The organism is uncultured Nostoc sp. (assembly GCF_964247315.1).
Classification (GTDB): Bacteria; Cyanobacteriota; Cyanobacteriia; order Cyanobacteriales; family Nostocaceae; genus Nostoc.
In genome coordinates this window covers 1-8,286 of record NZ_CAXTTT010000030.1, presented here as the reverse complement: position 1 = coordinate 8,286, position 8,286 = coordinate 1, and the positions used below count along the sequence as shown (strand labels likewise).

9 protein-coding genes are annotated in these 8,286 nt (G+C 42.0%); 2 read left to right on the top strand and 7 right to left on the bottom strand.

Annotation, left to right across the window (positions count from 1 at the left end):
- Positions 1-152: 152 nt before the first annotated feature.
- From ACFE93_RS11440 to ACFE93_RS11410, 7 genes are all read right to left on the bottom strand, one after another.
- Positions 153-1,007 carry a metal ABC transporter permease gene (locus ACFE93_RS11440; protein ID WP_375473402.1) on the bottom strand — a complete coding sequence of 285 codons (855 nt, stop codon included), beginning with the start codon at positions 1,005-1,007 and terminating at the stop codon, positions 153-155.
- Positions 1,008-1,016: 9 nt separating this feature from the next.
- Positions 1,017-1,853 (bottom strand): metal ABC transporter ATP-binding protein, encoded by an 837-nt coding sequence (locus ACFE93_RS11435; RefSeq protein WP_375473401.1) that lies wholly within the window; start codon positions 1,851-1,853, stop codon positions 1,017-1,019.
- 113 nt (positions 1,854-1,966) lie between these two features.
- Complete coding sequence (locus ACFE93_RS11430) at positions 1,967-3,019, bottom strand: metal ABC transporter substrate-binding protein (protein ID WP_375473400.1); 1,053 nt, start codon at positions 3,017-3,019, stop codon at positions 1,967-1,969.
- A 265-nt stretch (positions 3,020-3,284) separates the two neighbouring features.
- Positions 3,285-3,683 (bottom strand): CVNH domain-containing protein, encoded by a 399-nt coding sequence (locus ACFE93_RS11425; RefSeq protein ID WP_375473399.1) that lies wholly within the window; start codon positions 3,681-3,683, stop codon positions 3,285-3,287.
- A gap of 256 nt (positions 3,684-3,939) precedes the next feature.
- On the bottom strand, positions 3,940-4,161 hold the full coding sequence (locus tag ACFE93_RS11420) for a hypothetical protein (protein WP_375473398.1): 222 nt from the start codon (positions 4,159-4,161) through the stop codon (positions 3,940-3,942).
- Between the two features lie 9 nt (positions 4,162-4,170).
- Positions 4,171-4,950, bottom strand: a complete 780-nt coding sequence (locus tag ACFE93_RS11415; RefSeq protein WP_375473397.1) for an MBL fold metallo-hydrolase — start codon at positions 4,948-4,950, stop codon at positions 4,171-4,173.
- 122 nt (positions 4,951-5,072) lie between these two features.
- Entirely contained in the window at positions 5,073-5,834 is a 762-nt protein-coding gene (locus ACFE93_RS11410; RefSeq protein ID WP_375473396.1) for a Uma2 family endonuclease, read from the bottom strand.
- A 187-nt stretch (positions 5,835-6,021) separates the two neighbouring features.
- Between ACFE93_RS11410 and ACFE93_RS11405 the strand changes: the two genes are divergently transcribed.
- Together ACFE93_RS11405 and ACFE93_RS11400 are read left to right on the top strand one after the other, a co-directional pair.
- Positions 6,022-6,915 (top strand): alpha/beta fold hydrolase, encoded by an 894-nt coding sequence (locus tag ACFE93_RS11405; RefSeq protein ID WP_375473395.1) that lies wholly within the window; start codon positions 6,022-6,024, stop codon positions 6,913-6,915.
- Between the two features lie 126 nt (positions 6,916-7,041).
- Positions 7,042-8,100, top strand: coding sequence for a serine/threonine protein kinase (locus tag ACFE93_RS11400; protein ID WP_375473434.1), 1,059 nt, complete (start codon positions 7,042-7,044; stop codon positions 8,098-8,100).
- Positions 8,101-8,286 lie beyond the last annotated feature (186 nt).

Below are 8,286 nucleotides of genomic sequence, written 5' to 3'. Positions count from 1 at the left end.
AATGCATCTCGATACAATGCCAATGCATCCCGATACAATGCCAATGCATCCCGATAGAATGCCAATGCATCTCGATACAATCTTAATGTGTCGGTCGTATTGTTAATGTATCGCCCTGCATTAAAAAAGCTACGCTTTTACGCAAAACTGTACTAAGGGAGGTGTTTTATAGAGAGGGGAGGCAAACGGCGTTTATATCGTCCTTGCAGGTTCTTAGTGAGCAACACACAGGCAAATATGGCGGTTGAAAGTAGCACTACACTAGCTCCAGAGGCAATGTCGAGGTAGTAGCTGAGGTAGATACCTACAAACGAAATCGCAGCTCCTAAAATCCCGGAAATAATCATCAGATAACCAAAGCGATCGCTCACTAATCGGGCAATTGATGCCGGAATCACCACAGCTGAAATAATCAGAGTCACGCCCAAGACGTTCAGTGTCGCCACCAGTAAAGTCGCCAACATCAAAGCAAATAAAGTATCCATTGCAAAAACGGGTACGCCATGAACCTGAGCAACTTCTCGGTCAAAACACCAAAATAGCAACGGGCGATAAAAAAAGAAAACGAGGCTGAGTAAGACAATCGTCACACCCGTCACTACCCACAAATCACTAGGGGAAACGCCCAACACATTGCCAAACAAAGCGGCTTCAAAGTTTTGGCTAAACTTGCGATAGCTACTGATCACAGCGACTCCTAAAGCAAAGCTAGCAGTTGTGACAATTCCAATAGCTGCATCCGAGTAGACTTTGCGTCCGGTCAAATATTGAATCAGCAAAGCAGCTGCAAAACCCCAAATCCCAGAGCCAATGTAGAAATTCAACCCCAGTACATAACTCAGCACGGCTCCCCCCAAAATCGCATGAGATAAACCGTGGGCAATGTAACTCATTCTCCGAGTTGTAATATAAACTCCCATAATGCCGCATAATAGCCCCGCCATCATGCCTACTAAAATGGCACGGCTAAAAAATTCGTAGCGAAAGGGTGTTAGTAAAAAATCCATATATTTATATTAAGCAGACTTCGACGAGTTGGAGCGGCGCAGTACTTGTGGCAAGTTGTCTTGCATTTGATGACGTAGGGAAGTACCGCCACTAGCGATCAAGATTCGGTCTTGCTGGTAAAAAACTACCATTTCTCCACCAAAAGTCTGCTGAAGATTTGCGGGAGTGAAGATATCGATAGGTTGACCTTGGCAAATTAAACCGTGGTTGAAACACAACACCCAAGGTAAATGAGTCGCTACCGAGTTGAGGTCATGGGTGGAGATGATAATTGTCAAGCCTTGCTGATTCAAATCAGCCAATAGGTGCAATAGTTCGTGTTGAACGTGCAAGTCGGAACTGCTGGTGGGTTCATCTAGAAGAACTATTTCTGGTTCTCCTACTAAAGCACGGGCAATGAAAACCCTTTGCTGTTGCCCACCAGATAGATTACCGATAGGTTGATGGGCTACATGGGCAACCCCAACGCGCTCTAGGAGTTCGCTGGCAACTTGGCGATCGCGCCGCGAAGACCAAGGCAAAATCTTCTGCTTCTGGTAACGCCCCATCATCACCACTTCCAGAGCCGTAACTGGAAAAGTCCAATCCACCGTTTCCACCTGCGGCACATAGCCCACCGCCTTTGGGGGTACTCCTGGCTTTAAGCGCTTTCCTCGAAACCAAATCTCTCCAGCCCAAGGATGAACTAGCCCTAAAATCGCTCTGATTAAAGTGCTTTTACCACTCCCAGAAGGCCCTACCAAGCCAGTCAGTTGACCAGGGTAAAGCGTCAAATTAACATTGCTAAACACTGGCTGGGTTTGATAACCACAGCTTAAACTTCTAACTTCAAGTATTGGTTGCATATACAGCAGATTTCAAGTTGGTGTACATAACGATTCGTCTAAAAGCCAGGTAGAAAGCCTGTTTTACTTCTGAATTCTGACTTCTGAATTCTGCTGTACTTATTTTCTTAATCTTACTTAGTTGCTGTTGGGCCAACAACATTTCCAGTGTTCAAGTTCTTCACTAAATCAGGATTTCCTCCCAAATTAGAGGCGATAATCCGCATATTGTTAGCCATCATGCCAATATAAGTATGCTCAGGATTAGTGTTTTCCATTGCATTAGCTGAACCCGTCCCTGGTAACTCATCATCGGCAGTGTTGGCGGTTTTTATTTTCGCTTCACGGGCAATTTGTTCTTCTACCTTGCTGGGGTAGACCTCAGAACCAAAAATTGCTGGAACGCCTGTTTTGCGAATTTGGTCAATTAGCTTGGCGACATCTTGAGCGGATGGTTCCTTAAAATCTGAAGGTTGAATCGCACCAATTACTTGAAAACCATACTCTCTGGCCCAATACGCCCAAGAATCATGGTAGGTCAAAAGTTTACGGTTTTTGGCGGGAATACTAGCAACGATTTCCCGTGTTGCTTTGTCTAGGGCATCTAGACGTTGTAAATAATTTTTGAGATTAGTCGCGTAATAGTCTTTGCCAGCAGGATCTAAGGTGGTTAATTGTTGGGCGGCTAGTTTGGCGTAAGCCTCAGCATACTTGGGGTTTACCCACAAATGCGGATTGGGATCGCCCTTTTCTTTGGGAAAGCTGAAATCGAAAAGCCATTGGTCTTGGGTAATAGTGTTACTGCCTAGTTCAAAGATTTTAGTTTCTTTGGGCTTGGAGGCTTTAGCTAGTTTTTCTGTTGGCGATTCCAAATGCAATCCATTGGCGATAATCAAATTAGCTTTGGATAGCAAATCAGAATCACTGGGACGAGGTTCAAAGGTATGGGAGTCGGTTCCTTCGGGAATAATGCCCTTAACTTCTAAGCGATCGCCTGCAATATTACTCACAATATTGGTTAAAGGAGCAACTGTGGTTACAACTAAAGGCTTATTTTGTGTCTTTTGTCCTACTTGAACTGGAGTGGTTGTTACTTCAGGATTGGAAGACACCGTTTTATCTGGAGACGGACTGCAAGCTACTACCATGAAGCTAAGTACAAATAGCAATCCGGAGGGGGTCTTCATTACACTCAAGCCTTCTAAATTAAAGGGTCAACGTTTAATTAGACCTTTTACCAATATCAAAATGCAATGCCCCCTCAGGGTATTTTCGGTTGATTTATTTTTAGATCTTTTTACCAAACAGCCTACTTAACCTGAATTGGAAAAATCCAGATTAAGTAGGCTGTTTTACAGATGGTGTCCACGAGTAATCATGAGAACGCCAACCTGTGAAAAGGATTGGCGACAGCTAGGTATTCTAATCTATTTTTATGCCGATATTATCAATTCAGGGACTGCTACTATACTTCAGCACACCATTAATATTTTCAATTCCTTGCAAGACTGTTGAAGTCCACTTAAGTGTGCCATTTCTCTTTTTACAAGCAGCTTTTAAATCGTTTCCTCTGATGCGGATATTCTGGCAAGTGAATTGATAATTGCTAACTTTATCAGGGTCAGTCACTTTGAAAGTACCGTTAATATTTTCAATCCCCCGTAAGACTATTGAAGTTTTGTTGAACGAACCATTGATACGGCTACAACTAGCTGAGAGAACGTTGCCAAAAACTGAGATATTGTTACAGCTTTTCTGATAACTGCTAGGTGTAGCATTAGCAGGGCTATTAATCCCGACTAAAGTAGATGTTGCTAAAAGAGCAATTACATTAAATAAATTTTGCTTCATGGCGCTTCATTATGTGGATAAAATATACTACATCTTCAAATAACCAAATTTCTGATGCAATCCCATAATTTTCCATCCGTCTCTCCTCATACGCGATTATTATTTTTATTAATAATATTTTGAGTCTTTTAACTGATTGACAAAAGGCATTTTATTTTAATCTATTACGAATGGGTACATATCAAAACCTCACCCTTAACCCCTCGTCCTTAGTAAGGAGAGGAGAGATAAAGCTGTGCTTTATCGGGGTGAGGCTTCAGGATATTTTCGGTTGATTTTTAGATTTTTTTACCAAACAGCTTACATAACCTGAATTAGAGAAATCCAGGTTAAGCATATTTTGCAGATGATGAACTCCACGAATAATCATGAGAACGTCAACCTGTGAAAACGATTGGCGACGGCTGGGGATTATTTGATTAGCTCTTCCTAATGCAGATAATCCCTTAAATATTGGTCGGATATCGGCAACCAGCATCTACTCTCATTAGATTGCTAATGCTCGTTTTTCTAATGGTAGTTCAAAGCGATCGCCTGGTTTCGGCTCAAGTACCTTCGTCGCAAGATTGTTTTTCTCAAGTAACGAGCGAAATTCCTCAGCAGTTCCTTTAGTTTGAATGAATTTCATCAGGAATCCTTCAAACGCCACATCACCACCAGCCGCAGTAGGTATTATTACTTGAGGCTGTAATGATTTTACGACTTCTAAAGCACTATTCTGTCCTTTAATAATCGACCCAAGCAAAGGTAGCGTCATATCAATAAACGGTGTAATCACTACATCGATAGGTGTAGCTTGCTGAAGTTCTGGGGAATGATACCCGTGAGGCTCGTAGTATACAGTTAAACCACTCTCCAATTCTTTGAGGAGATAACTATTTTCTACCAAAGTTGGGCCAATTGGAGAGCCGGGGAAAGCCTTGATTTCAATTTGATTATTTAAAGTGAAAGTTTCACCATGAGCCAATACTGTTACTTGGGTGTAACCTAACTGCTGTACTACCTTAGCTGCATTGGGAGAAGCTACAACCTTGATGCTGCGATCTAATAGCTTGAGCGTTGGTGGGTGAGCGTGGTCTTCTAAACCCTGAGATAGCAGGATCAAATCAATATTATCTGGGATTGGACGATTTTGCGATCGCGAACCTTTAAAAAACCAATCCATATTGCTAAAAATTAACGAACCAACCAGCCAAGGGTCAATTAGTATTCGTTTTCCGCCAATTTCTAGCAGCCAAGAGTTGCTGTCTAACCAAGTTAAAAACATAAACTTATGTGAAGATAACGCCTACCTTCATTATCAATGATGTCAGCTTTATCGCAGGCATTGAGGTTACTACTGCATTCTCGCCATAGAGCGATCGTAATTTCAATTATAGTAATTTTTACCTATCCCTCTAAAAACCGTCTCCCCAGATCCGACGATAAAATAAGTTCCACTTCTTCCACCGATAAACTAAGAGTACTGGCAATATGTTCTATACTCAAGCCTAACTCCAATAATCTAGGTATTGCATTCTGTCGCGCTTGTTCTGCTTCTTGTCGCGCTTGTTCTGTTTCTTTATGACTTAACAGTTTTCTCCCGGTTTGGGGATTAAAAAACCGCAATTCTCCGTCAATCAATCTGAGGTCTAAACCTAAGACTTCACTGTGAAAAGACGAGACACCATCGGGTAAAAAGTTGGATGTAATCGGTTGATATTTGCCCTCAAATAAATAGGAACCCTTTAGTCGTGGGTTGAGGTAATCTCCGGTTGGGTCATACTGAAAATACTCTTGCACACCTAAAAGTGAATATTTCTTGGGTTTATCCTCTTCATCGTTTTCTTGGGTGCTTGCAGAAGTGATTTCCAAAATAAAATTAGGGACTTTACCCCCTTCTTCCCAAACCTTGTAGCTGACGCGCTTTTTCTTGTCTACCTCAAATACCACAAAGACATCAGGAGCAATCACAGCGCTAGGAATGCCCTTTTTGTAGTAAACAAATAGATTCCCCGATACGTAAACATCATTTCGGTCTTGGAAATAAATGTCTAACGCTTCTACAGCATAAATTAGATAATCCCGTGCTGGATCGCTCTCTGCCATTGGTTTACCATCAGAGCTGGGGTAGATAATTTCGGTCTTGAGTTGGTTAGCAAAAAGGGTCATGGTCGCTTCTCTCCGAGACGCTGCGCGTAGCTTGCTTCCCCAAAGGGGTACGCTCCAATTCAAAATAGGTTATAGGGCAAAGACTTTAACTCAACTGGGACTGATTTCAAAATAGCATTTTGTTCAGACTTCATTTTAGGTCAGAGAACATTAGTATATTTGAAGAAAGACTTTATTAATCTTAATAATGACTGTAACTACACAACAGCTTACAACCCAAGACGCCTTTGAGAAATTCTTTTGGACTTGGCAGGGCTACAAAATTCAGTACACTGTCATGGGTACAGGACGCCCGTTGGTACTGGTTCACGGCTTTGGTGCTTCCATTGGACACTGGCGTAAAAATATCCCAGTCTTAGCTAATGCTGGCTATCAGGTATTTGCCATAGACCTTTTAGGTTTTGGTGGTTCTGATAAAGCTCCCATTGATTACAGTGTAGAAGTTTGGGTGGAACTGCTGAAAGATTTTTGCACAGCACACATCCAAGAACCTGCTGTATTTATCGGCAACTCCATTGGCGCACTTTTGAGCTTGATTGTACTGGTAGAACATCCAGAAATTGCTGCTGGTGGTATTTTAATTAACTCTGCGGGTGGTTTGAGCCATCGTCCCCACGAATTGAACCCGCCACTACGGATGGTGATGGCAACTTTTAATCGGTTTGTGCGATCGCAAATTACAGGTAAATTGGTCTTTAACCGCATTCGCCAAAAAGCCCAAATTCGCCGGACTCTTTACCAAGTTTACCGAAACCGTGAAGCCGTCACCGATGAATTAGTCGATTTACTTTATACTCCCTCTTGCGACCCAGGAGCGCAACAAGTCTTCGCCTCCATTCTCACAGCCCCTCCTGGCCCTAGTCCAGAGGAACTTTTGCCCAAGGTAGAATGTCCTTTATTAGTAATTTGGGGTGCTGACGATCCTTGGACACCAATTACCGGGGCCAAGATTTACGAAAGGGCGCGGGAGAATGGCAAAGATATCAAAATTGTTCCCATTCCCAATGCCGGTCATTGTCCTCACGATGAGGTTCCAGATGTTGTCAATGCCCAGATTGTCGATTGGCTAGCACAAAGGTAATAATTTCGCCTTTCTGCCGATATGTATTAGCCCAAGCAAGGTAAAAATGGGGCTAACAATCTGGGTGAGTGGATCTTAAATCTTTTAATTGCGCCTTAACAGAATCAAACTCGTATGGTGTGTGAAATGGAGCTTGATGTGCGTAATGGAGATAAAAGGGTAATTCTCTTAAATCACCATCCAGATTTTTCAGAACTTGGCTATCAAGTCATCAGCGAACTAGGACGCAACCGAGAAGGGGGACGGATTACTTATCTAGCTAATATCCTCAACTCTAATCAACAGGTGGTAATTAAAGAGTTTTGTTTTGCTCGTGCAGGTGCTGATTTATCAGGTGTGAAAGTATATCAGCGCGAAATTGAAATCTTGCAACAACTCAATTATTCCCGCATTCCTCGCTATATAGATTCCTTTGAAATGCCAGGAGCTTTTTATCTGGTACAGGAATATAAAAATGCCCCATCCTTGGGATTAAAACGCAGCTTTCATCCTGAAGAAATTAAGCAAATTGCTCTGTCAATCTTAGAAATTTTGGTTTATCTGCAAAAGCAAGTTTCCCCAATTATTCATCGGGATATTAAGCCAGAGAATATTTTGGTTGATGAAGAACTAAATGCTTACTTGGTAGATTTTGGGCTGGCTAGAATACAGGGTGCGAAAGTAGCTTTGAGCAGCTTTGTAGCAGGAACTCCAGGTTTTATGCCACCAGAAGAACAGTTTGGTCATTCTCTGACTGAAGCATCAGATTTATATAGTTTAGGAGCAACACTAATTTGCTTACTTACTGATACCCGTTCTGTTGAGATTGGCAAATTAATTGATGATAACTATCGCTTTAATTTCCAGCAATTAGTTCCTCAAATCAGTCCGCGTTTCCGGTGGTGGTTGATGAAAATGGTGGAACGTAACCGAAAACGTCGCTATGCTAATGCGGCTATTGCTTTAAAAGCACTTGAGCCAATTGAGGTTGTTGGTAGTGCGACTGGGTTAGATAATTTCATCAGTACAATCAAACCTAGAAAACGAGCCACTTTATTGGGACTAGCTACTGTTGTTACACTAGCTGCGGTTGCAGGAACTTTGATCACTTATCAGCCTGATAATACAGTTAGGCAATTGTCGGAAGCTAGAGAATGTCAAAGTTTTGATTTAAGCTCAGATTGCCAAGAAAAAATCGGAAATTAAGATTAATTAGGTTGCATCTGGCTAAGGATTACAGCGTTTTTCAATTGAATAGACAACACACGTAGGGGCACAATATATTGTGCCCCTACAATTATGTATATTCCACGCTTGTGAAAATTGCTGGAATTTGCATGAGTATCAAAGACTCATTAACGGAGTTCAAAGACTCATTAATGGAGCTAAAAG

Bases quoted from the DNA above. Each gene is read 5' to 3' on its own strand.
- ACFE93_RS11405 (WP_375473395.1), top strand. From the start codon at position 6,022: ATGACTGTAACTACACAACAGCTTACAACCCAAGACGCCTTTGAGAAA.
- ACFE93_RS11410 (WP_375473396.1), bottom strand. From the start codon at position 5,834: ATGACCCTTTTTGCTAACCAACTCAAGACCGAAATTATCTACCCCAGC.
- ACFE93_RS11430 (WP_375473400.1), bottom strand. From the start codon at position 3,019: ATGAAGACCCCCTCCGGATTGCTATTTGTACTTAGCTTCATGGTAGTA.
- ACFE93_RS11435 (WP_375473401.1), bottom strand. From the start codon at position 1,853: ATGCAACCAATACTTGAAGTTAGAAGTTTAAGCTGTGGTTATCAAACC.
- ACFE93_RS11440 (WP_375473402.1), bottom strand. From the start codon at position 1,007: ATGGATTTTTTACTAACACCCTTTCGCTACGAATTTTTTAGCCGTGCC.
- ACFE93_RS11420 (WP_375473398.1), bottom strand. From the start codon at position 4,161: ATGCTGGTTGCCGATATCCGACCAATATTTAAGGGATTATCTGCATTA.
- ACFE93_RS11425 (WP_375473399.1), bottom strand. From the start codon at position 3,683: ATGAAGCAAAATTTATTTAATGTAATTGCTCTTTTAGCAACATCTACT.
- ACFE93_RS11415 (WP_375473397.1), bottom strand. From the start codon at position 4,950: ATGTTTTTAACTTGGTTAGACAGCAACTCTTGGCTGCTAGAAATTGGC.
- ACFE93_RS11400 (WP_375473434.1), top strand. From the start codon at position 7,042: ATGGAGCTTGATGTGCGTAATGGAGATAAAAGGGTAATTCTCTTAAAT.